Genomic DNA, 23,267 nt, shown 5'->3' on the forward strand with positions numbered 1-23,267 from the left:
AAATCACCGCATTAAATATTTAACGTGATTTTAAATGAAAAAGAAGAAAAATCAAGAGAGAGGAAAAATAACTATTCAGGATTACATAAAGGCTGTAAAAAAAGCAGATCGAGAAACTCAATTAGAAACCAATGTAGGTTTTACAGCTATAACCAAAGTACATAAAAGTAAAAAGTTGTACAATCGAAAAAGAGATAAAAAGGATTATTTTGGAGAATAGTACTATAAATAAGAGGAATATCACTCTTGATTACTTCAAAATAGGATTAAGTATCTTAATTATCATGATACATTGCCCTTTTGTTAGCATCTATGCTCCTCAAAACGGCAGTATACTTGACAATATTGGATACATCGTTGGCTGGGAAATATCATATGGCTTAACTAAAATAGGAGTACCTCTTTTTTTTATAATAAATGGGTACTATCTTAATATAACCAGCCGAGAAAAAACAGGTAAATATCTGACTAAATTAGTAATATTATATATTGTTTGGACATTGTTATATATCCCTTGGTATTACCCCTATTTTAAAAATGATATTAAATCTCTAATAATAACAGTTACTAACGGATTTTTTCACTTGTGGTATTTAGTTTCTCTCATTGGAGCCGTAATAATGCTTTATTTCCTAAATAGAATAAAAGTAAATAAGAAAGGACTCATAATATTAGCCATTATCTTATTTTTTATCGGTTACCTTATACAAAAGAGAGACCCTTATTCTGCATTTGAAATTATGAAATACAGAAATTTTCTATTTTGGGCATTTCCTTTTGTTACTATCGGGCATTTAATCAAATATGTAACCTATCCAAAAATTAAGAAGTTCATACCTTATATTCTTATCTTAGGAAGTATTGCTTTAATGATAGAAGCATACATATATATGGAGCAGCAGGTGACGAATAACTTATACATAGTTCCGTTATTCTTATGTCCTGCGGTTTTCATTTATATACTTAAAAATGGAAAAATGGGACCTTATCCTAAGCATAATACAGTTGCGGATATGTCAATTGCAATTTTTTTCATACACCCCATGCTAATACTAGCCAGTCTTGATCTTAAAATAAATGCATATATAGATTCGCCAGTTATGTTCTTCTTATTTATTACAATTACAACATTACCTTTAGCCTACATTATAGTTAGACTCAATAGAGTTCTTAAAATATTTTTATAAACAAGAAAATGACAGATTTAAATAAAATATCAGAATTATTGAATTCTAAATCCAATACTCTTCCAATAAATAAGATTGATTTAGAAGCTGCTCTACATACTATTTTTCATCAATTGCTATTCCCTATTTGTGACGAGAATTGCACATCAACTTCTGATAATCTCAATTTTGTATATTCTGTATTATTAGAAAACATCTCGAACTTAATCAATAAAAAAGAAGCCGAAAAAGTACTAGATTTATTTGTTGCAGAATTACCTGACCTGAGAAGTAAATTATATAATGAAGCGAAGTGCTATTTACAAAATGATCCGGCAGCTCGTAGTATAGAAGAAATTATCATAGCATATCCCGGTTTCTTTGCCCTTACAGTCCATCGTATTTCACACATTCTATATAAAATGAATGTACCTATTATCCCTAGATTATTCTCAGAATACGCCCACGCATCAGTAGGAATAGATATACATCCGGGAGCACAAATAGGTGATATGTTCTTTATAGATCATGGAACAGGAATCGTTATCGGAGAAACAACCATTATAGGTAACAATGTAAAAATATATCAAGGAGTAACCCTAGGAGCGTTATTTGTCACCAAAGAATTAAAAGACAAAAAAAGACATCCAACTATTGAAGATAATGTAGTTATATACGCCGGTGCTACAATTTTAGGAGGTACAACAGTTGTAGGTCACGATTCTACAATTGGAGGAAACGTATGGCTTACAAGAAGTGTTGTTCCTTACTCCCTTGTCTTTCATAACTCTGAGGTAAGAATAAGAACTACTCAGGATTTTGAAGATTCATTCAATTATACAATTTGAAGTACAATGAAGTGAATACGTTTTTAAGCAAAAAAACTATTATAAACTTTATATAATTTTCCTATCTTTGCGGTCTTATGGAGAGTTAGGATTGTAAACCTTTTTATTATTTTAGAAAGTCTAATAATCAGATATAGTAATAATTATAAGCTATAGCAATACATCTAAAATATTACTTTACGATCTATTCCATAAGATAGAATCGAGTAATTTATACAATAAACAAAATATATTTTATGGCAACTACTGCAGATATTAGAAATGGCATGTGTATTGATATTGATGGTCAATATTACGTAATTATAGAATTTCTTCATGTAAAACCGGGTAAAGGAGCAGCCTTTGTAAGAACAAAGATGAGAAGTGTTACTACTGGGCGTATTCTTGAAAGAACATTTAATGCAGGTATTAAACTTGATGAAGTTCGTATCGAAAGACGTGACTATCAATACCTATACAAAGATGACATGGGTTACAATTTCATGAATAATGAAACTTTCGAACAAGTATCTCTTCCTGCAAATCAAATAGAAGGTGTTGCTTTCCTTAAAGAAGGTGATGTTATTGAAGTGCAAGTACATGCGGAAACTGAAACTATTTTGACAGCAGAATTGCCTCAAAATGTAATTCTTCAAATCACATACACTGAACCTGGATTGAAAGGCGATACAGCAACAAATACTTTAAAACCTGCAACAGTAGAAACAGGAGCAGAAGTACGTGTTCCTCTTTTTATCAATGAAGGTGAAAAAATCAAGATAAATACTCGTGACGGTTCATACGTTGAAAGAGTAAAATAATAAAAGATCTATCTTTTAGAATAAATCGTGTTTAGGGTAGTTTCCTAGACACGATTTTTTATCTTTATAAAATTATGGATCAATCGAAAGTAAAACTAACAATTACTGAGTGGGCAGAGGAAGATCGCCCTCGCGAAAAGTTACTACTAAAAGGTATTTCAGCATTGTCCGATGCCGAGTTACTCGCTATTTTAATTGGATCTGGCAATAAAAATGAAACTGCTGTAGAACTTTCGCAACGAATATTATTCTTTGTGAAGAACAATCTGAATTCATTAGGAAAGCTTAGCATCAATGATTTGATCCTGAATTTCAATGGAATAGGCGAAGCCAAAGCTATAACTATAATTGCAGCATTAGAGCTTGGTAAAAGACGAAAACTTTCGGACTCTGAAAAGCAACAACGCATACTCTTGAGCAAAGATGTTTACAATATATTTCAACCTATTCTAGGAGATCTTAGGCATGAAGAAAGTTGGGTACTATTGATGAATAGCTCCAATAAGGTTCTTAAGAAAATATTAGCTAGTAAAGGAGGAATAACAGGGACAGTTATAGACATTCGACTTATTATTAAGGAAGCAATTGAGAACTTAGCAACCAATATTGTATTGGTACACAATCATCCTTCGGGAAGTACTAAACCTAGCGAAGAAGATAATATTGTTACAAAGAAATTAAAAGATGCTTGTAACTTACTAGATATCTACCTCATGGATCATGTAATCATTTGTGACGATGACTATTATAGCTATCGGGATAACATGCTTTTATAGTATAAATAGTCGATTTACTATATGCTCATTGAATTTCTTTATCAGTAATAATACAAACCAAACTATTTATTCCTTAATTTTGTCAGCTAAAATTACTCACAACAAAAATTTCAAACATGGAAAATAATATATTAAAATTGGAAGAAGATATCGTACGCATGCTTAAAACGGTATATGATCCTGAAATTCCTGTAAACATTTATGATCTTGGTCTTATCTATAAAGTAGATGTTGATGAAGAACAAAATGTTACAATAACAATGACATTGACTGCACCAAACTGTCCTGCTGCAGATTTTATATTGGAAGATGTACGCCTTAAGCTAGAATCTATACCTGCTGCAAAGAATGTAATTGTAAATCTTACTTTTGAACCAGAATGGAATAAAGATATGCTAAGCGAAGAAGCTAAATTAGAGTTGGGATTTCTATAAGAATATGGCTGAAAAGAATAAAATATATTTCCTTTCGGATGTACATCTAGGCTCAGCTTCTCATAATAAAGTTATAGACAATAGTAGTACTCTGAGCCTTCCTAATAGAGTAAAGAAGCAATCAAATGATAATTGCCCGAATCACGATATAGAGAGAAAACTTTGCCGATGGTTTGATATGGTAAAGAAAGATGCTAAAACGATCTATCTTTTAGGCGACATATTCGATTTTTGGTTTGAATATAAATACGTTGTACCCAGAGGATTTACCAGAGTCTTAGGAAAAATAGGTGAATTGACTGATGCAGGTATCGAAGTGCACTTCTTTATAGGTAATCACGACGTTTGGGTTACCGATTATTTGCAGAAAGAATGTGGGATGATAGTACATCTCGAACCATTGGTACAAGATATATACAACAAAAAATTCTTTCTAGCTCATGGAGATGGATTAGGTGACGATTCTAAATCGTTTAAGCTTATACGTTGGGCATTTCATAATAAACTATGTCAGAAAGCCTTTGCCTGCTTACACCCTCGTTGGGCAATGGCAATAGCTCACACATGGTCTAACCATAGTAGAGCTACAGGTGGAGAAATTCCTTATCTCGGAGAAGATAAAGAGCATCTTGTTCTATTTGCAAAAAGGCAATTAAAAGAGACTCCAAATATTAATTTTTTCATATTTGGACATCGACACATTATGCTTGATTTAATGTTATCACCAACAGCACGAATCTCTATTTTAGGAGATTGGATCAGTTTCTTTTCTTATGCTGTTTTCGATGGCGAAAATTTTTCATTAGAAGTGTTTGAAGATATATAACTAATAACGAAATATCCTCTTTAGAGCCTGCGATCATTAAATGATTGCAGGCTCTTTTTATAAAATACTTTCTGATATACATAAGGATACTTTATCTTGAAATTTATACTAATAAAAAGGTTGGTCTGACTAATTTATTCTACCTTTGCAGTGTTAATATTTAGGTATAAGTAATATGAAAATGGTTAAAGGAATTTTCATCATTCTCTTATTTTATTTTATAGGAGAATGTGTGAGTTACCTTATTAAAGGATTCATTCCCGGAAGTATAATAGGAATGATGTTATTATTTTTGGCTCTCTATCTCAAGGTTATAAATCCTGACAGTGTCGATTCTACAGCAAATGCCATTACTAAGAATATGGCCATTTTCTTCATCCCTTCCGGAGCCGGATTGATGACCTCTTTTGGGGTATTAAGTAAGTTTTGGGCATCTATTATTATAACTTGCTCCATTAGTACTATTTTAGTTATCGCCGTAGTTGGTATTGTACAACAGCAAATGGAAAAAGGAAGATCAAAATGAAATTATTAATAGAAAGTCCTGAGTTTATTCTTGTTCTTATCTTTGGTAGCTATTTATTTGGTCAATGGGTTTTCAAAAAAACGAGAGTAGCAATTCTTCACCCACTAATTATATCAATAGCAATCATTATTCTATTTTTGAATGTCACAAAAATGGATTACGATACATTTCAGCGAGGAGGCCAATTCGTTAGTTTCTTACTAGGACCGTCAGTTGTTGCTTTAGGATACATCCTTTATCAGCAAATGTCGTATCTGAAAGGAAACGTAGTATCAATACTCACATCCATCTTTGTTGGTAGTGTAACCGGAATTGTTAGCGTTATCCTTCTTGCTAAAATAACAGGAGCGGATGATGCTCTGATTATGACCCTCGAACCCAAATCAGTAACAACAGCCATAGCTATGAATATTTCAGCACAATCAGGAGGTATCCCTTCTCTTACAGCTGTAATCGTTTTATTTTGTGGTATATTCGGAGGTATAATAGGACCGTTTGTTCTTCGAATTCTAGGAATAAAGAGTAGCATTGCCAAAGGATTAGCAATGGGAGCATCAGCACATAGTGTCGGTACCGTTAAAGCCATGGAAATGGGAGTTATAGAAGGTGCTATAAGTGGACTAGCTATCGGGCTAATGGGAGTAATGACTGCTCTGCTGATACCTTTCATTCATCAAATTATCTCATAAAGCATTAATAAACATTATATAACTAATCGAATTTCAGAGAAGTATAAAAAGCCTCCCGAAATAAAGTGCTTTTTCTTATCTTTGCACCTGCAAATTAAAAACTGAACATGAGTCAACATTCATTACTAGATAAATTAGATGCTTTAGTTATACGTTTCGAGGAAATCGGTAAATTAATTACCGACCCAAATGTTATATCCGATATGAAACGTTATGTAAAGTTGAATAAAGAATATCGTGACCTTGAAAAAATTGCTAATGCGAGAAAAGAATACGTACAAGTACTAACCAGCATTTCAGAAGCTAGAAATATACTTGATAAAGAATCAGATAGTGAACTTAGAGAAATGGCTAAGGAAGAGCTAGAACTAAGCAATACCAGACTACCTATATTAGAAGAAGAAATCAAAATATTATTAGTTCCGGCTGACCCACAAGACAATAAAGATGCAATAGTTGAAATTCGTGGAGGTACAGGAGGAGACGAAGCTGCTATTTTTGCAGGAGACCTATACAGAATGTATCAAAAATACTGCGAAAATAAAGGATGGAAAACCGAAGTTACTAGCTGTACTGAGGGTACTTCAGGTGGTTTTAAAGAAATAATATTTACAGTTTCGGGCGATGGTGTATATGGTATTCTCAAGTATGAATCAGGTGTACATCGTGTACAACGTGTTCCTGCAACAGAAACACAAGGTCGTGTACATACCTCAGCCTCAACAGTTGCAGTATTACCCGAAGCTGAAGAATTTGATGTCGAAATAAAAGAATCAGACATACGTGTAGATACTTTTTGTGCCTCAGGAAATGGAGGGCAATCAGTAAATACAACCTATTCGGCAGTACGAATGGTACACATTCCAACAGGAGTAACAGTACAATGTCAGGATGAAAAATCTCAACTAAAAAACAGAGCTAAAGCATTAGTTGAGTTACGTTCTCGTATCTATAATATGGAATACCAAAAATATATGGATGAGGTAGCTTCCAAAAGAAAAACAATGGTTTCTACTGGTGACCGTTCTGCTAAAATCAGAACCTACAACTATCCACAAGGTCGTGTTACAGATCATAGAATAAACTTAACACTATATAATCTTTCTGCAATTATGGATGGTGATATCCAACAGATCATAGATCAACTTATAATTGCTGAGAATGCGGAGCGATTAAAAGAAAGCGAATTATAAAAACAGACAAATACTCATGACAAAACAAGAACTTTTCGAAAATATAAAGAGAAAGCAATCTTTTCTTTGTGTAGGACTTGACACTGACTTAAAAAAGATACCCGATCACTTACTTGAAGAAGAAGATCCAATATATGCTTTTAATAAAGCAATCGTAGATGCAACTGCTCGTTATTGCGTAGCATACAAACCCAATACAGCTTTTTATGAAAGTCTTGGCACAAAAGGACTTTGGGCATTAGAAAAAACAATTGAATATATCCGCACTAAATATCCCGATCAATTTATTATTCTGGATGCTAAACGTGGAGACATTGGTAATACATCTGAGATGTATGCTAAATCGGCTTTCGAACATCTCAAAGCGACTGCTATAACTGTTGCTCCTTATATGGGTGAAGATAGTGTAAGCCCTTTTTTAAACTATCCTAAAAAATGGGTAATACTTCTTGCTCTAACATCTAATAAAGGATCACAAGATTTTCAATTAGTAGAAGATGCTAATGGAGAAAAGCTTTTTGAAAAGGTTTTAAAAAAATCTCAGGAATGGGGTACCGACGAGCAATTAATGTACGTAGTAGGTGCAACTCAAGGTTCGATGTTTGCTGATATACGTAAATATGCTCCTAATCACTTTTTACTTGTTCCGGGAATAGGTGCACAAGGCGGTTCTTTAGAAGAAGTGGTAAGGTATGGGATGAATAAAGAGTGCGGTTTATTAGTAAACTCATCTCGTGCCATTATTTATGCTGACAGTAGCGAGAGCTTTGCTAGTACAGCATCTATAGAAGCAAAGAAAGTGCAAACAGAAATGGCTAAATACCTACAAGCTATTATATAATAAAAGCCTTTATACTTTTATTTCTATATATCAAAAAAGGAGAACAATATTGTTCTCCTTTTTTGATTCTATCTGAATCTTATCATAATGCTGATTATTCAGGCACATAAATGATCTCTCCATTCTCCAATTCATAGGCAATACCTACCTTTTTACCTTTAGAGCCCGAACTTTGTTCTTCTGAAGGTGTGTATTTATTAATCTTATTACCCTCTTTGGTAATAATTTCCATATTATCTTTTCCCGGATTTTTTACAATCGTATAATCTTCCTGAGTAAAAACTTCAGTCATATTCATGTGCATCACCATAGCTACCATAAGAGCTACGGCAAATACCATTGCCACATCGAAAAGGTTTACGATCACACTCAACGGATCGGTGTCCTCTTCTTTCGAAAACTTACTGGTTCTTCTTTGACGTTTTCTCATAATCATTAAGCCTTTTCGGTTAGTATTCTCGATACATAATCCAAATTGTTCACATCTTTGGCATACCATCGTTGCTTAAACTGCAAAGTTACCAAACCTACAGCACTTACTACAAGACCTACCACGGTAGTAGCAAATACCACCTGCATATTATAAGCCATACCTGCAATATCGCCTGTTGACAATCCTACCAATGCTGGACTCATGGCAATTAGTGTACCGATCAATCCAAGTACAGGCCCCATCTTTGCCAAGAGTTTCGAAAGTGAAGTATCTTTTTCGGCTTCGTTCTCGAAACTCGAAATCAAATAATCCGAATACGCTTCACTGGGAGGTGTTGTAAGTAAATCACGCAAATATTTTATATATAACGAATTGTCTTTCTCGGGTAATGCAGCTTTTAAGTCTTCGATATTTGAAGAAGATAAATTCTTGATCTTATCGTCCATCTCTTTGTCAACCTTCCGTTTAGTCATAAACTGATTGTAGAAACTGCCAATCAGTAATAATGAACGGGCAAAAAGGCATAACAAAAGAATAATATCGGGAATTAACAAACTGTTGGCTACCCAAAAGAGGACTTTAGAAATTGCTTCCATTTAAAGTATTTTTATTTTGTTGATTTATATGATTAAAGTCGCTGACCTTGTTTTATTGTTTTTGTTTATTCTCTTTTTTCTGCCTGATAATCCACTTTATTTTATTCCAGAAAAATCCCAGAACAAAAGCTATCGCAAACAATCCTATTGATGAGAATAAGGCTATAAAGTTGATCGGTTCTTCGGATGCTGCATAGGTTACATTACCATTGACAGTAGTCAATAAACCAAGTATGCAAACAAATAGACTTACCAGAAAATGTACCTCAAGACGTAATTCTTTCTCGGGCACAAGATATCGGATTCCATAACTGAATAAAGGGAATGCAACCACTACAATAGCAGCCAGAACATAGGCTATGGTAGCAAAATCAGTTCCCGTCATACTAAATATGGTTTGAGTAAGCAAATAGAACAAAACTGGGAAAATGAGCAAACTGGGATACCAATATAAAGGGCGAACCCATCGCTTTATTGTTTTACCGAATATTTCCCGAAGTGCTACAAAGCAAAAAGCAAAGCAGATGGCCGACTCTATGGTTACCAATACTGCCGCATCCTGCAAAGCTTTTGTATTTTGAAGATAGTCGTTGATCTGTGTTTTTGATTGTTGAATGGCATACTGATACGTTCCAATAATAAATACAGCACACACCAATCCAAACAAAGCAGCCTGCCAAGGCTTCCAGAAGCTCAGTTTCAGTATGCAGTTTATAACAATAAACAGCATCAATATCTGAATGATTAGTTCCATATTATAGATTTAGAAAGAGTGGAAGCCTTATCCACAATAGTAAGGCTCCCTACCCTTCTGTTATTTATTTACTACTTTTTCTTTTCTTTTTCAGAACGATCAGAAGTATAACAAATACAACAAGTACCACACCTACGATTATAATACCGTTAAGTGAATTCTTCTCGCCTTTCTCAACTTGTCCTGCTACCTGATCTTTCTTAAGAACCATACCGTTTTTAGCAGCATCCGACGAAGCATTGGCAGTTTTCATATTCTGCAATTGCTGATTGTAAACCTTAGCATCGTCAGCCGAAACTTTTTTCGATATAAAGTCCTGTAGCTTACCATTACTACCAGAGAAGCCTGAACCTGTAGAACCAAATTCTTTTACCAAATCGGTATGCAGTTTAGCTACATCATTCAATTGCTGATCGGTAGCTTTCCACATTCCTTTACGGGCAGTTTCCATCATTACAGCAGTAATTTCCTGTAAAGCGGCAGGATTTTCTTTCTTGAAAAATTCCTGTGTACCCAGATTCATTTTGTCTTTTACATATACGTCATAAATCTGATCCCACATTTCGTTGTCAATTACGTTGGGTTTCATCACATTCCATCCGTAAGTATTAGTTACCACTTCAGTTATTTGGGATGCACTCGACGAACCGCCTTTCATTACCTCTTTTACGTATTCGGGATTGAAAATGGTCGAACGAGCCTCAACTCCGATAGCTTCTTTCAAGTCCTGCATCTTCACATTGTTGCGATTACGGTAATCGGCAAAATAAGCATCAGGATCTTTTCCGGTCACATCACGAACGGCAAGATTCATACCTCCCATAAATTCGTACACGTGATCTAAGCTCAATGCTCCCCAAGTATTATTCTGACGAGGCTGTACAATGACATCTGTATTGTGGAGTACGGCACGAAGCAAGCCGGCTTTGAATTCGCCCCACTCTTTTTCACCACCATACACAGCACCCATATTATTGATATAAGTATCGGCAATTTCTTTTTCAGTTTCCCATTTATCGCCACTCGTTACCATACCTTGAATACCTGTTCCGTACATTCCGTTGATACCACCGAATACACGTTGTGTAGACATGGCACGTGCATCTTTGGGAGAAATACCTTGTTCTACCAACTGACGTTCTATTTCAACCGTGCTTTTGCTAACCAAGTTATCATACCTATCGTTTTTAGCAGATGCCGCCATTTCTACGGCACGTGTAATTAACGACAAACGAGACGCTGCCAAATCACGGAACTGACCCGAAGTTTGCACCACGACATCAATACGTGGACGTCCTAAAGTTTCGGTAGGAATCAATTGCAAATCGGAAACACGTCCAAAGGCATCACGCACAGGTTCAACCCCCAACATATAAAGAGCTTGTGCAATGGTAGCGCCTTCGCTTTCTATAAATTCACTACTCCAAAAAGTATAACTTACCTTACGTGGATATTCGCCATGCTCCTTTTTATACTGATCAAGCGTTGCATTTACAAGCCCTACTCCTTTATCCCAAGCCACTTCCGTAGGAGTAGCCTCAGCATTTATAGCATACAAGTTTCTACCTGTTGGCACGGCATTAGGATTGGCAACGGCATCACCTCCCGAAGAAGGGGCAATATATCCGCCTGCAAAAGCATTAAGAATCGCTTTCATCTCCAATTCGGGGCTTTGTTCCAAGCCTGTTTTATAGGCAGTAATATTATTTATAGTACGTTCAATCTCAGAAATTGCACGGGCACGGTCTTTTTGCTCCTTCGTATATTCGGGAGCTTTGGGTTTATCTTTTCCACCCATAGATGCCGTAGCAGGTTTACTTTGTTTAGTAGTATCGGCATTTTGAGGATGCGATGGTTTATCAGCACCCATATTAGCAGGCTTAACTCCATCTTTCGGCATCGAACCGGGATGCCCTCCGCTCGGTTTTGCATCTGTTGGTTTGCCTCCCATAGCTGCAGGTTTTTGAGTCGAAGAAGAGGATGAAGAACCTCCTCCCATCATTCCACGTTTAGGAGGATTCAAGATGGTTTTAGCTTCCGTCAAATCATTTTCGGTAAGCCCTGCCACACTGCAAATAAGTGCATTGTTTACAGCCTTTCCTCCTAATATTTGTCTTACCAAAGTTTTAGCAGGCTCTAAATAATGTTGAGTAAAGAAGGCTTTGTTTTTCAATTGCACTTCGGTTACCTTACCTCTCTGTCTGTCAAGGGCTGCCAAACTATAAGCAATAGGATCGGCACTCATAGCCATTACCGAAGAAAGAATTTTTTCAGGACTATAAGGCACACCCGTAGTATATAGATGACCGTTCATTTTCTCATTCGAGATTTCTTCGGCAAAATTCTCTATCTTCTCAATATCCTCGGTTGAATAGGGTTTAGTCAATACACTATCTAAACGAAGATCACGGTGCAAGCCCATCTCTACAGCAATCTTTTTCACAGTCAACGAAGCCTGAGGCTGTCTCGCTTCATCCGTTTTATAGTAGTCACGTATCTTTTCTTGTAAAGTTTTGAATTGCGAACGGGTGTTACTTTCCATAAAAGCAGGAGTCAGATAAGAGATAGTTGTAGCATACGAACGGCGTTTCGCCATCATACTTTCGCCCACATTACCAATGGTATAGTAATAGAAATGAGGAATAGTTCCCACCAAGCGATCAGGCCAGTCGTTACTACTCAAAGCTACCTGTTTTTGAGGTGTAAACTCTAAACTGCCATGTGTACCGAAGTGCAGCATAGCATCAGCCTTAAACTCATACTGAGACCACAAATATGCTCCGATATAAGTGTGAGGGGGAGGCGATTTTGCTCCGTGAACAATAGCAAATACATCACTACCCAAACCAGCCATTGGCTGTGGTAGTAAAGCAATGTTTCCCAATTGAATATGGGCAACCGCCAGATACGATTTGTTATCCTTTTGTACACTCATATATGCTCCGGGAGCCTCTCCGTATGTATTTACAACTTCGGCATACAGTTCTTTAGATAGTGATTGATTGATCCACGATTCATATTGAGATTTTTCGATCAAAGCAGGTTTACCATTGGTTAGATAATTATCGAAAGCTCCTTCTGCATAAGGACTCAATACCTCACCTTGTGTCATCAACAGTTTCTCAAATTCTTTTTCGGTTGCAGGCAAGTTATCTACTTTATACCCTTCGGCTTTCAACCGTTTCAATACATTGTAAAGCGATGGTACAGTTTCCAATCCCTGAGCTGTAAGGGTCTCCTGCCCTGCCCCTTTGAAGAAGTAAATTGATATTTTCTTATCGGCATTACTCTTATGCTTCAACGATATAAAATTGCTTACAATCTGTGTAAAACTTTTCAATCTGTCGGGAATAGCTTTAAATACATATACTCCATCTTTGTCTATTTCCTGTGCATTAATCACATACGGATAGATAGCTCCATCCAGTTCGGGCATTACTACACTTTGCGACATGAAACCTCCGAACATTCCCATCGGATCATTCATCCACTCCTCTTTAGTTTGTAAAATGCTTAATGGTGAGAAAATAGGAATATTTTTTTCTTTCAACCATTCCACGGCAGCATCAGCTTGCCCCATAGCCAATCGACCATGTGCAAAGTAGATAACTGCATCGGGATTTATTTCTTTCAGAAAATCTAATCGTTTCATTCCCGATGATACAGGATAAATGTTTGTTCCTGCATTCTGAAACGAAACAATCATACTATCAATATTATCCCTGTTACCGCTAAAGGGGTCATTCAGACCTCCTACAACAGCTACTTTGGGAGCACCTTCTTTAAAAATATTCAGCTTTTTAAGATAAGCTTCATATTCGGCAACAGTATTAAACGACATATTCTCATCCAAATGATACAGAACATCATCGGCTGTTTCGACCAACGAATCGGGAGGTGTGACAAAAAACTTCTTCTTATCTATATCCTGACGAATATATCTCGCCATACTTTGATAGTTCTTTTTGTTACCATTACCTATATAAGACGATACTTTTTCTTTCTGAATGCTATCGAGGTTACAGATTGCATTCTCGGGATTAGTAGCTGCATAAATATATACGGGAACACCTTTATCAGCAGCGGCTTGTATTTGGGCACGCTGTTCGGCAGTAGCCTTCATTCCCATACCAAAGCCAAGTACAAAGTCATAATCTCCCAACTTATCTAATTCTTCGAGAGATACATCTTCGTACTTAATAGATTTATCGGTATTCGATTTTATAAAACTGGTGGACTGAAATTGCTGAAAATTGACTAAGGCGATCTTTGTCGTCGAAGCCAATTTAGCCCAAGCCATGCATCCTGCTGCAATAACTAATATCGCGGCAAGTATAATAATGATTTTCGTTTTATTCATATGAGCTTTTAACAGATACAGATTGACAAACTGAAATCATATCAGTTTGCCAATCGATGTAGTTCTTTTTTATTACTATTTATGGTTATGTGCTTTATTTTACCAAAGCATACTCTACAACAGGATAGCCTCTCTCGCCGCCATCGCCACCACTCATCGATACAAACCGTACTTTGTAAACGTTATTGGCTGCATCTTTTACAACATAAAAGCGGTCGGTTTTTACTGCAGGCAAAGCATTAGGGCCTCCACCCGATCTCCATTTGCTACCTATTACATCAATAGCGCTCGAAAATTCAGTAGATGCTACATTGCTTACTCCATATTTATCATAAGCTACTGTTGATACCAACACTTCGGCAGCCTGAACGCCACCTTTACCATTGATGTATACAAAATCAGAGAAAATATAAGGCAGTGTACCTGTTTTATACGTAGCACGTGTCCATTCTATATCCCATTTTACTTTTTCGGGTTGTACCGATACTACTTTATCAGTAGTAATTGAAGCATATACAAAGTTATAAGCCGCATTTTTAGCAACGTCTAACGATTTCACTGTTGTTTCGTTACTCTTTGCATACTGAATTGTATAAGTATCGGCATCTTTCTTTGAAACTTTTACTTTATACAATGGTGTTTGTGACTCGCCAAGACTAACGATATATACTTTTCCTTCTTTGATAACCGATTTAGACAAATCGCCCAAAACATCATCAACAATATCAAAGTTGCCTTCACCACCACCAATTAGTAATTTTGCTACATAAGCAGCTGAATCTGCAGCTGAAATTTTTGCATCTAACGATTGGTTTGTTGCTTCAATTGCAGTACTTGCCGTTGTATTATTAAGGATAACACCAAAATCGTTACCTGTAGCAAAACCAAAGTTCCACGATTTACGAGCAGCCGAAATTTGTTCGTTTCCGCTAAAGTCAACAAATACAGAGTTTACGGCACTAGCTCCGCCTTCTCCACCTTCAAGCTTCAAACTTGATCCTGTAGAAATAATTGCTCCGAAAGTCAATTTCAATGATTTTTTACTTCCCAAAGAAATACCAGCACTGGCAGTAGTGATTTCGAAGTCAATAGTTTCATCTCCATCAAATAAAGTAGCTACTTTCTTCACTTCCACTGTTGCAGAAGTCTCTCCCGCAGGAATAGTTACAGCCAACGTATTATTCTCGGCTATTGGGGTTGTAGTATAGCCACTACCATAGCTAACACCTTTTGGAGTTACTGTAAGAGATATAGTAACAGCAGTATTTGCTTTTCTATCTATATTTATGGTAAAAGATTTAGATGTCTCTGTTTCACTGATACCTAATTCGGATGCAGAAAAATTAACAGAATTGTCAGGAAGAGGTGCATCATCATCGCTACAAGAAGTAGCAAATAATCCCACCAAGAAGAAACTAAAATAAAGTATTTTTTTCATTTCGCTTATTTATTGATTATTGTTATTAAAATTAAGATCTAAGACCTTTTTTATTGTTGAAAATTATAAGTTAATCCTACAAAATATGAACGTCCGCAAGCCAATTGGCTCGAACCTGTTCCTCCACTATGTGCACCGCCCGAACTTGTATTACGTATAGTAGTTATGTCAAACAAGTTTCTCACTCCACCAGAAGCCATCAAGCCCTTCACTATTTTACGAGTCACTGTAATATCTGCCCAGTTATAACTGTCAAGTCCAAGCAGACTCATTTTTTTATCACTATCAACCTTGTATTCTTTACGCTGTCCTGTGAATTTATAGAATACATTAAATGTTGCGACTTTAGCCCAATCGTAAGTCAGATTAAGTGCTACTTCGGGGGAGTATCTAAATTTATCCATCTCTTCGTCTTGGTACACTTCACTTTCATAGAAGCTATTATAGCGACCTAAATACGAGACATTTAATGAAGCTCTGAGTGATTTCCAATACAAGTTGTTTTCTAGTGTCAAACCTAGCGTTCTAAACTTATCTATATTGTAATATGTATTAGCACCTACTTCAGTCAAAGATTCCACTAAGGAAATACGATCTCTGAAATCATTATAGAAACCGGTCAAGGTAGTTGTCAGCCTTATATTTCTATCGTGTAAGGAACGCCACGCCACAGAGGCCATATAACTGTTAGAATATTCGGCTTTAAGATCTGGATTACCATCAATATGATGATTCGAATCGTGGAATGTATAGTACAACTCTTGCAAAGTTGGGGATCTAAACCCACGTGCATAAGACAGACGCAAGTCTATATCACCTGTCACTCTAGCTTTTAAATTTAGAGCAGGAACCGCCCAAGGTGCATCATAGGCTGAGTTGAAAGAAGAACGAACTCCAGGTCTAATACTTAACCAGTTAACCGGAGTATATTCCGCAGAAAGAAAAAGAGCCGTATTGTTAATACGATGAGATCCGTCAATTCGGTCTCCCGTACCCTCATCCGATTGAAACTCAACACCAGGCTGTAAGACCAATTGATTAGAAACTTTCCAAACACCCATTACACGCCCAAACCATGCATTGAAATTAGTTTCATCCTGTGCTCCTGCTTCCAAAGACAATTCTTTTTTTCCAGTATTAAGATCAATCATTGTAGTACGAGTACGTCGGGTATAATCCTGAAAAGAAGCCGCTGCTGAAAGACTAAAACTATTGCTTGCTTTCCATTCTCCTTGCAATTGGTGTGTATATCTGTTTACAATAAACTCTTTGTCTGAAGTCTTATTGGTTACAGGATTTATATCAGCCTCTGTCAATAAGTTCTCATTCAGGTAATCAAGTCTGTAAGCAATATTATAGTTTTGCTTTGCATATCCTAACTGCCCACCTACCAAATATTGTTCTTTGGGTTGCCATTGTTTTTTACGTCCAGTAGAATCGCCTTGCCATCCACCAAAATCATTTCGGGTAAAGCTTCCACCTGCATATAAACCATTATCTAAAGTATATTGGGCATTCACACTCTGATTGTGGTTACCTTCGCCAGTCAAAAAATTATACTCACGCCCTACACTTTCTTCTTGTACTCTAGCTCCTACGGCTAAACGTTTATTGTCTTCAAGCTTTCCGTTTTTCGTTATCACATTTATAACACCAGCCAAAGCATCTGTTCCGTAAATAACGGACATCGGTCCTTCTATAATTTCGATACGATCAACCGTATTTATATCTATCTGACTAAGACTTTGTTTTGCCGCAAGTCTGTCTATGACGGGAATACCATCTATAAGTACTTTTACATTATTTCCACTCATTCCCATTAGCTCGAAATCAGTTTCACCTAAAGCCATATCGTTCGACAAACGAATACCTATTTCAGTATTTAAAATGCCTTGTATGTTGGTAGCTGCTCGCTGCTCTATTTGCTGACTATTGATAACTCGAACTTTGTAAATTGAATTTCGGAGAGATTGTGGTGTAAATTGTCCCGTTACAACAACTTCGTTCAACTGATTTTTATTTTCAATAATAGATATATCAGGAAAATAATTTGGTGTACCTGCTTTAACCGTTATCGGAAATTCTTTTCGGTGAGCAAATATCGAATATACTACCATTGTGTAATCTCCTTCGGGAGCTTCGATCTTAAACTTCCCTTCAGCGTTAGTAATATCTCCATAGCTTGTATTTTTGAGAACTACCGAGATAAATTCCGAAGGGTAACCATCTGTTGTTTTTACTATTCCTGTTATGCTCTCTTTTGCTATTTTTTGGGCAAAAGAATCTACTGTGAGTACCAATAAGGCAATCACAAGGCATACATGCTTTAACATATATTTTAATTATTTATAATTGTAAATACTCAAGACACACCCAATAATCGATTAGATATAAGGCACATAAAAGAAACAAAAGACAACCCAACGATTAATCTAAGTTTCTAAAAAGATTATACTATGTCAACAAGTGCTAATTCTTCACTGACAAAAGTAGGTTCTCTAAAAAAGTTACACAATACCTAGAAGTAGTGAGATTTTTGGATTTCGTTAATAACTTATAGCTATTTTATCGACTTTTTATTAAAGAGGAGACAATCAATCTTATGAATTAAAAAATATAAGTAAATCGTTAAACTTATTCAAAGTTGAATATGTTTAATTAGAATAACTCGAAAACGGCAAATCATACTTAACCAATATAAAAACAGTTTACAAATAATTTAATCAAAACTTTATGAATAATATTTTAAAAGAGATTAAAGACCTACGAGGTAAAATTTGCGTAAGTATAATTTTAAATACACACAACACGCATCCCGATAACGAAAAAGATGCTATTTTATTAAGTAATCTACAGAAAGAAGCTAACGAACGACTTTCTAAGGAGACTGACAAAAAATTAGCAAATAAAATTATCGAGCAATTAGATGAATTAGTAAAAAAAATAGACCATCGGTACAATACAGAAAGCTTAGTATTATTTGTAAATGAAGATATTGCAAAATATACTCGTTTGTCTATCGCTGTTAATGATCGAGTTATTATCGATGAATCTTTTGCTACAAGAGATTTAATTAGATCACAACATACGCAACAGGCCTATTATACTTTAGTATTAGGACAAGACCGTGCAAGATTAATTGAAGCAGCAAACGGAAGAGTTATAGAAGAATTAGGAAGACCATTCCCAATCTTCAATTATAGCTTATTTACGACAAATGCCATAGCAGGGTCTAACGCAACCAGAGTTGGTAATTATCAAAAAGAATTTTTCAGCAGAGTAGACAAAGCTGTATGGGCAATATGGAGAGAGAATCCATTACCCATAGTTATTTCTGCAGACGAAAAGTCAGCAGCTTATTTTAAAACAGTTTCGGAACATAACGACATCATTATAGGAACTCACAACGATAGTTTTGGTAAATCAGCTCAACATATCGTAGATGCAAATTGGTATATTGTAGAAGAATATGCACATAAAAATAATGAGAAACGATTATTGGAACTCAAAGAAGCTCTAAACACTGGCAAATTTTTAGTAGATATAAACGACATATGGAATGCAATAGAACAGGGTAAAGGAAAAACTTTATTCGTTCAAAATGGTTATTATCAACCTGCAGAAATCATAGATGATAAAATTAGTTTAGTAGATATAGAAAAAGCTTCGAAACCGGGTGTAATTGATAATATTATTGACGAAATGGTAGAAATAAATGCCGCTTTTGGAGGAGATACAGTATTTATTTCAGATGGTGGACTAGAAAAATTTAAAGGACTAGCACTTACCACCAGATATTAATATTTGTAGTACAACTTGTACATAATTAAGAGAATACGCAGGATTCAGGTTTAAGCTTGAGTCCTGTTTTTATTATAGATCAAATTTATTCCTTGAAAAATATTATATCATTTAGAATATTACATTTTGGTTCTGCAAGCCATATTTCAGAATCCTAACCATTTAAAATTCATTTTGATAGAACATAAATGCTACATCATATGTTAAGTAATTATATACGAACAATTAAATCTATCAAATCATGAAACAAAATGAAATAATTAAATCTCCTGAAGATTTTAAAGGTTACGAAGAAGCTCGTAAGAATAAAGGTAATCAAGCTCCAGAACCAGTTAGCAACAAAGAAGTCAAAGCTGCCGTTAATAGAATAAATCCTGATGGTAATACTCAGGAAAGAGGATAATTAAAAAGTACTTTCGACTCATGGATTTAGTTATCAAATACATTTATGTATGTATAAAAATAATTCATAAAACTTTATCCTAGAGTCAGTTGTTTATAATATGTGTTTTTCATAGTATTAGATTTAAGGTTAATGAAGATTGGTTGTCGGGATGACAACCAATTCTTTTTTTATATAGCTAACGCTTTGTTAGATGAAAGAAACCAACAATAAGCGAATTGAAAATAACTCATTTTTTATTATATTCGCATACGAAATAGTATTTTAGAGAAAGTTTGGTAACACAATGTTATCAAACTTTCTTTCTTAATCCTGAAATTACAATTCCACACACTATGCTGACTAAACTGAAAATACTAGAGCAAATAAATTATACAAATAAAGAACTCGATTATAAGTGGACAGAAAAATGATGATTCGTTTTATACCTCGCATTTTTTTCACAGAGGGTTTCTAAGGTACACCTTACAAATACGAATTAAAATAACATACAATGCTATGCTAACTATACCTAAGATATTAGATAACGCCGAGTTTTTAACAGAAAAAGTTACATTCAAATGGGATGAAACGCGGATAGACTATTTTACTTACAAAGTCAAAGACAATAAACTAGTTGACACCTTATGGTTATTAAATCACAAAGCAACTCTCGGACTTACCGCTGCCTGCTCCGAATGGATATTTCGGAGGCTGAGCAAGATAAAAAATGTTGATGCAGCTCTTAATGCAATAGAACCACTATGGTTGGGTTTAATAGATAAACAATACATTAAAAATTGGAAGTATACAGGTTCTCGGGGAGACACTACCTATTTTAATATCATATGGATTATCTTTACATGTCATTTTTTTATCCGTGATAATTATATAAAAGGAGATCATCAAATACAATTTCGTGTGATGAATATTATAAAACTTGCGCGACACGTAACTTCCGATAAGCATATGTTTGACAACTGGCTTAATGATTGCATAAACCGCTCTATTAAGTTATTTCCTACTCTATACGATAGAGGGCGAACTCTAGGAGGAATAACAATTGGATATGACTCTTCGACTGAACCGGCTATTCCAAGGGAGTTTTATTTTGAACCTGGATTCGATTATGAAACAGCCGATATAGATGGCTTACTGGAAAAATATATAAATGAAGTAGATCATTCTAATAAAGTGTTTTTCTGGTCAGCAACCGAATTAATAGAACAAGGCTTTCAAGGCATACCCTATAAATATGAACTGAAATAAAAATACAACTATACAATTAGAAAAACCATTATTCTTTAAAGAACATAACTTTGGAGACCAAAAGCCCGCTTATAGATGGAACAGTAATATGGAAATAAAATTCAGCGAAATAAGAAATGAGAAATTGTATAAGCAACTAATCAAAATGAACTGTAAATCCGCTATGGCTTTAGGTATAGCTGCCAGCGAATGGATTTTATGGCGACTATGCGATTGGCGTGAAAATGAATTAAACCAGGATTCAACTATCCAGAAAGAATATATTCAGGCATTATGGTGCAGTTTGATAAGTAAAGAATATCTATCGAAAGAAAGGGTCACTTCCCATTTAGGTGAAATAGGCTCTAAAATAGGCGAATCTATAGCCTTAATGGATTACTCTTTTATGAGCTTAAAACTAAATTATATTGGACATAATCCAAGGATATATGGGACTACTCTTAATCTAGTGGAATTGGCACGTTATGTCTCGGATGATACCGATTTCTTCGACAATTGGTTCAATTCAATATTACAGCAATCTATTAACTTATTTCCTGTTCCTCAAGACGATTTGGATGAAAAGGGTGTTTTTCGATTTAATAACGATAAAGGTTTCTATCCTTATCTCATTATAAAATAACATTTTACCCCTCTGTAATTCTATTTAGAACCCGGTTTTGATTATCACACAGCCGATTTAAAACAATTACAAAAGAAACTATTAGGCTCTGTCGATTACAAGGAAAATCCTTTTTTAGATACATCTGGTTTTTATTCAGTAGATGCAGAGAATCATAAACTGGAAAAGGCATTAGATAATGTTGATCACAAAGCCGCATTTGGCATTGCAGCAGCTCTTAGCGAATGGATATACTGGCGCATGCATAAATACATTGATAAGCCAGGAATACTTTTGGCATTGGAAGCCCAATGGGCAGGTGTAATCAATAAACATTATTTTTATAGTTGGAGTTATGAAGGTGATTATATTTCAGAGCCTATTTATGGACCTACATATTCTATGTGGCAATGTATTCAATATATTACTTACAATTATGAAGAAAATGATTTCTGTACCAATGACGATATATCCCGATTAGCTGTAATTGCACGTCATATATGTCCCGATAAAAAATTATTCGATAATTGGCTCAGTGAAATTATGAAAAAAGCCACTGGATTATTTCCGTACAAGAAAGTATCTGAAAATCCTGCTATACCCAGACAGTTTTTCTTTGAATCGGATTATGACTATGAAACAGCAGATAATCTAAATATAATCAACGATTTTCTATCCAACTTAGATTACAAAGATAATGATTTATTACATCCACCTAAAAAAATGATCTCAAAAGGTTTTCAAGGTACACCTTACAAATACGAACCCCAATAATATAAATAACCATAATATGATGTTCTATTATTAATAGAAACGAAATCGTATAAAAGCCACTTATCCCCTTTTTATGAAAAATTAATAAAATCTACAAATCCATTAAAGGCTTAGAAAAAATCTATTCCCTATATTTGAGTAAAATAAAGTAGCAAGTCCTAACTTATTGTCATAAGATAAGAATTTATTCAGATGATAATGGATCTAAAAGACTTTAGCTACTGCCAAAGACACACTACATGTTATTAGGGAAAGATAGTTTTAATCATAAAACTATAATAGTAAATCAGGACTTTATAGTGCGTTTAATTGCACTCGGAAAATATACCGAAGCTTATCAATTATTAATAACAATAACACAGACAAAAAAAGAGGTATGCAGCCTTTTTAATCTTGCTCTATGTTATTATTACGGGGAAATCTATCAACAAACAATATATACTTTAGATGAAGTATTGAGCTTGTTAACGATAACTCCCAGAAATCAAGCATTATTACCTGTTGATAAGGATTGTAAAACTATACTATCAAAGCAAAATCAATCAGAATGCTATCAATCAGGTATTACTGATGAGTACTTCTCTTATTTTCCTGAAATTGTAAAAGACTCTATACTTCGTATAAAGGTAGATTGCTATCTCCATCTTCAACAATGGGATAGAGTATTCGAAGTAGGGAATGCAATTAGAAATAAAGGATATAAGAATGTAAATAATGCTATATTATTAGCAGAATCAAAATCACATAAAAACTAACGAGA

The 23,267-nt window shown here is 35.0% G+C and carries 23 protein-coding genes; 17 read left to right on the top strand and 6 right to left on the bottom strand.

Annotated features, from left to right (window positions below; translation table 11 throughout):
* Positions 1-34 precede the first annotated feature (34 nt).
* The 11 genes from IR022_RS07490 (at position 35) to pyrF (ending at position 8,099) form a co-directional block, all read left to right on the top strand.
* The gene (locus tag IR022_RS07490; RefSeq protein ID WP_050708980.1) at positions 35-220 is read left to right on the top strand and encodes a hypothetical protein; all 186 of its coding nucleotides are present in this window, start codon (positions 35-37) and stop codon (positions 218-220) included.
* Positions 210-1,187, top strand: a complete 978-nt coding sequence (locus IR022_RS07495) for an acyltransferase (RefSeq protein ID WP_194203247.1) — start codon at positions 210-212, stop codon at positions 1,185-1,187. The genes IR022_RS07490 and IR022_RS07495 overlap by 11 nt, the downstream gene beginning before the upstream one ends.
* 8 nt (positions 1,188-1,195) lie before the next feature.
* Positions 1,196-2,014 carry a serine O-acetyltransferase EpsC gene (epsC, locus tag IR022_RS07500; RefSeq protein ID WP_194203248.1) on the top strand — a complete coding sequence of 273 codons (819 nt, stop codon included), beginning with the start codon at positions 1,196-1,198 and terminating at the stop codon, positions 2,012-2,014.
* Positions 2,015-2,250: 236 nt separating this feature from the next.
* Positions 2,251-2,814 (top strand): elongation factor P, encoded by a 564-nt coding sequence (efp, locus tag IR022_RS07505; protein ID WP_050708977.1) that lies wholly within the window; start codon positions 2,251-2,253, stop codon positions 2,812-2,814.
* Positions 2,815-2,888: 74 nt separating this feature from the next.
* Positions 2,889-3,590: a RadC family protein gene (gene radC / locus IR022_RS07510; protein ID WP_194203249.1), complete on the top strand. Its 702-nt coding sequence runs from the start codon at positions 2,889-2,891 to the stop codon at positions 3,588-3,590.
* Positions 3,591-3,706: 116 nt separating this feature from the next.
* Positions 3,707-4,024, top strand: a complete 318-nt coding sequence (locus IR022_RS07515) for a metal-sulfur cluster assembly factor (RefSeq protein WP_050708975.1) — start codon at positions 3,707-3,709, stop codon at positions 4,022-4,024.
* 4 nt (positions 4,025-4,028) lie between these two features.
* A complete protein-coding gene (locus IR022_RS07520) occupies positions 4,029-4,850 on the top strand; it encodes a UDP-2,3-diacylglucosamine diphosphatase (RefSeq protein ID WP_194203250.1) in 822 nt (273 codons plus the stop codon).
* Between the two features lie 181 nt (positions 4,851-5,031).
* The gene (locus tag IR022_RS07525) at positions 5,032-5,376 is read left to right on the top strand and encodes a CidA/LrgA family protein (protein WP_050709002.1); all 345 of its coding nucleotides are present in this window, start codon (positions 5,032-5,034) and stop codon (positions 5,374-5,376) included.
* The gene (locus IR022_RS07530) at positions 5,373-6,065 is read left to right on the top strand and encodes an LrgB family protein (RefSeq protein WP_194203251.1); all 693 of its coding nucleotides are present in this window, start codon (positions 5,373-5,375) and stop codon (positions 6,063-6,065) included. The genes IR022_RS07525 and IR022_RS07530 overlap by 4 nt, the downstream gene beginning before the upstream one ends.
* Positions 6,066-6,172: 107 nt before the next feature.
* Positions 6,173-7,258 (top strand): peptide chain release factor 1, encoded by a 1,086-nt coding sequence (gene prfA, locus IR022_RS07535; protein ID WP_194203252.1) that lies wholly within the window; start codon positions 6,173-6,175, stop codon positions 7,256-7,258.
* 16 nt (positions 7,259-7,274) lie between these two features.
* Positions 7,275-8,099: an orotidine-5'-phosphate decarboxylase gene (gene pyrF / locus IR022_RS07540; RefSeq protein WP_194203253.1), complete on the top strand. Its 825-nt coding sequence runs from the start codon at positions 7,275-7,277 to the stop codon at positions 8,097-8,099.
* 94 nt (positions 8,100-8,193) lie between these two features.
* Here the strand turns inward: pyrF and IR022_RS07545 are convergent, their stop codons facing one another.
* The 6 genes from IR022_RS07545 to IR022_RS07570 form a co-directional block, all read right to left on the bottom strand.
* Positions 8,194-8,529 carry a DUF2149 domain-containing protein gene (locus IR022_RS07545; RefSeq protein WP_194203254.1) on the bottom strand — a complete coding sequence of 112 codons (336 nt, stop codon included), beginning with the start codon at positions 8,527-8,529 and terminating at the stop codon, positions 8,194-8,196.
* A gap of 5 nt (positions 8,530-8,534) precedes the next feature.
* Positions 8,535-9,128: a MotA/TolQ/ExbB proton channel family protein gene (locus IR022_RS07550; RefSeq protein ID WP_050708970.1), complete on the bottom strand. Its 594-nt coding sequence runs from the start codon at positions 9,126-9,128 to the stop codon at positions 8,535-8,537.
* Positions 9,129-9,180: 52 nt separating this feature from the next.
* Positions 9,181-9,882 carry a hypothetical protein gene (locus IR022_RS07555; RefSeq protein WP_194203255.1) on the bottom strand — a complete coding sequence of 234 codons (702 nt, stop codon included), beginning with the start codon at positions 9,880-9,882 and terminating at the stop codon, positions 9,181-9,183.
* Positions 9,883-9,946: 64 nt separating this feature from the next.
* Positions 9,947-14,242, bottom strand: coding sequence for a cobaltochelatase subunit CobN (locus tag IR022_RS07560; RefSeq protein WP_194203256.1), 4,296 nt, complete (start codon positions 14,240-14,242; stop codon positions 9,947-9,949).
* Between the two features lie 94 nt (positions 14,243-14,336).
* Positions 14,337-15,680 carry an HmuY family protein gene (locus IR022_RS07565; RefSeq protein ID WP_194203257.1) on the bottom strand — a complete coding sequence of 448 codons (1,344 nt, stop codon included), beginning with the start codon at positions 15,678-15,680 and terminating at the stop codon, positions 14,337-14,339.
* A 50-nt stretch (positions 15,681-15,730) separates the two neighbouring features.
* A complete protein-coding gene (locus IR022_RS07570) occupies positions 15,731-18,013 on the bottom strand; it encodes a TonB-dependent receptor (RefSeq protein ID WP_194203258.1) in 2,283 nt (760 codons plus the stop codon).
* 400 nt (positions 18,014-18,413) lie between these two features.
* On the opposite strand from IR022_RS07570, the gene IR022_RS07575 reads away from it, so the two are divergent.
* The 6 genes from IR022_RS07575 to IR022_RS07600 all read left to right on the top strand — a co-directional run bounded on the left by IR022_RS07575 (position 18,414) and on the right by IR022_RS07600 (position 23,262).
* Complete coding sequence (locus IR022_RS07575) at positions 18,414-19,481, top strand: hypothetical protein (protein ID WP_194203259.1); 1,068 nt, start codon at positions 18,414-18,416, stop codon at positions 19,479-19,481.
* 241 nt (positions 19,482-19,722) lie between these two features.
* Positions 19,723-19,884, top strand: a complete 162-nt coding sequence (locus IR022_RS07580; RefSeq protein ID WP_185099947.1) for a hypothetical protein — start codon at positions 19,723-19,725, stop codon at positions 19,882-19,884.
* A 498-nt stretch (positions 19,885-20,382) separates the two neighbouring features.
* Positions 20,383-21,132, top strand: a complete 750-nt coding sequence (locus tag IR022_RS07585) for a hypothetical protein (RefSeq protein ID WP_194203260.1) — start codon at positions 20,383-20,385, stop codon at positions 21,130-21,132.
* Positions 21,133-21,220: 88 nt separating this feature from the next.
* Positions 21,221-21,754, top strand: coding sequence for a hypothetical protein (locus IR022_RS07590; RefSeq protein WP_194203261.1), 534 nt, complete (start codon positions 21,221-21,223; stop codon positions 21,752-21,754).
* Positions 21,755-21,994: 240 nt separating this feature from the next.
* Positions 21,995-22,507, top strand: a complete 513-nt coding sequence (locus IR022_RS07595) for a hypothetical protein (RefSeq protein ID WP_194203262.1) — start codon at positions 21,995-21,997, stop codon at positions 22,505-22,507.
* A 239-nt stretch (positions 22,508-22,746) separates the two neighbouring features.
* A complete protein-coding gene (locus IR022_RS07600; RefSeq protein ID WP_050708618.1) occupies positions 22,747-23,262 on the top strand; it encodes a hypothetical protein in 516 nt (171 codons plus the stop codon).
* Positions 23,263-23,267: the final 5 nt, after the last annotated feature.

The sequence above is a fragment of the Dysgonomonas sp. GY617 genome (genome assembly GCF_015233815.1).
Lineage (GTDB): Bacteria > Bacteroidota > Bacteroidia > Bacteroidales > Dysgonomonadaceae > Dysgonomonas_A.